This window comes from Xenorhabdus sp. IM139775, from assembly GCF_028598745.1.
Classification (GTDB): Bacteria; Pseudomonadota; Gammaproteobacteria; order Enterobacterales; family Enterobacteriaceae; genus Xenorhabdus.
In genome coordinates this window covers 1-1,528 of sequence record NZ_JAQRFK010000181.1, presented here as the reverse complement: position 1 = coordinate 1,528, position 1,528 = coordinate 1, and the positions used below count along the sequence as shown (strand labels likewise).

Genomic DNA, 1,528 nt, shown 5'->3' with positions numbered 1-1,528 from the left:
AGCAGAATCAATATAATTAGGCATAATTTACATGTTTCATAAACAGTTCATCAATAGAGCATCTTTCCCGTCTTCTTGTGGCTTTTACTTTCGCCCATTTGGGTTCGATAGGATTTAAATCCGGACTGTAAGGTGGTAACCATTCCAACTGGCATCCGTGGTCGGCTATTGCTTGTCGTGTGTCATGCCGCTTATGGAATGAGGCATTATCCATCACAATCACGGCCCCGCTTGGAAGCTTGGGCAGCAAATCCGGTGTCATCCAGGCATGGAAAACATCCGCATTAATATTCCCGGCAAACAAGCTTAAGGTCACGAAGGCCTTTTGGATGATGGTGCCAATGACATTAATGCATCCTTTGGCCTGCCAGTCATATGTCCCGAAACAGCGCTGTCCTTTTGGGGAATAGCTGTACATGCGGGACATTGACTGTTCAAAACCGCTTTCATCCAGATAAACAATCGGTTTGCCCGCTTGTTCATCATGACGGAGGCGCTCGACAAATATCTGACGAGCCTGTTCGTCAGCGTTAGGGTGTTTTAACGTTTTTTTTTGACGGTAATATTCAGCCGCTTCAACGCGTAATGAATAGCTGACTGTGAGACGCCCAGACGTTTTGCTCTTTCCCCTTGATAATCATCAGGATAATTTTGGACATCAATAAGGAGCGTCTCATCACTGATTTTCGTGGGTGGTTTATTACGGGTTACACAGGGTTCTATTTTGTGACTCCACCGAAACAAAGTGCGGATAGCGATCTCAAAGTGGGCACTCGTTTGTTCGAAAGTCAACGAATGCTTGTCCTTGTATGCCAGTACTCTTTTTCGGAAATCTAAACTGTAGCCCATCTCACCACTCAGCCCTGTTATTGAAGTGCTGGTATTATGCCATAAAATTATGATTCAGCTATAGGTATAACGACCAATCGCGGTGATCACCTTGCCACCGTGATCGGTGGCATCATTTAAAAGAATCACTGCCTTACCTGCCATGTTTATCTCTCCATTACCATTCACCATAGGGATAGGTTTTCCCTTTGATAAAGTTTTTGATGTATTTAGGATACTCACCATAGCCATCAGAATGCTTTGTTTTTCCCTGACACACAGTCATCTTATCGCCGGAAACCGATTCACCTTCGCCACTGGCTAGTAGCATAATATTTCCGTTATTTTTATCGAAAACGTAGAACTCCATGAGGGGATTTTCCCAAGATGGCAGTTTTATATTAAAAAGGTTTTTATAATCGAATAATTCTTTTTCATCATTGGAATACTTAACAGGTTTATGAGTACCTTGATGAGTTTGTTGCCTAACAATGAAATTTGTTTGGATGGTTTGTTTCTTGACTATCGGATTCCAACAGACGACTAATCCATAAGGTAAAATCTCATGGTGGTTCTTACTGGCAGCGTTATTTACTCCTAGATTATTCTGGTCTGAATGGGACGGAGCAGGCATAAATGTTCGTACAACACTATTATTTTCGTCCAGAAAATGAACCGAACTAACATAAATTGGATCATA

At 42.1% G+C, this 1,528-nt stretch carries 2 protein-coding genes and 1 pseudogene; all 3 read right to left on the bottom strand.

Annotated features, from left to right (window positions below; translation table 11 throughout):
* Positions 1-16: 16 nt before the first annotated feature.
* Positions 17-514: pseudogene (locus PSI17_RS16805) on the bottom strand (IS630 family transposase); the annotation flags it as partial.
* A gap of 26 nt (positions 515-540) precedes the next feature.
* Entirely contained in the window at positions 541-849 is a 309-nt protein-coding gene (locus PSI17_RS16800; protein ID WP_273553049.1) for an IS630 transposase-related protein, read from the bottom strand.
* A 157-nt stretch (positions 850-1,006) separates the two neighbouring features.
* Positions 1,007-1,528: DUF2931 family protein (locus PSI17_RS16795; protein ID WP_273553048.1), on the bottom strand; the 522-nt coding region annotated here is incomplete at its 5' end.

Coding starts and splice junctions, on each gene's coding strand:
- PSI17_RS16800 (WP_273553049.1), bottom strand. CDS start 849: ATGGGCTACAGTTTAGATTTCCGAAAAAGAGTACTGGCATACAAGGAC.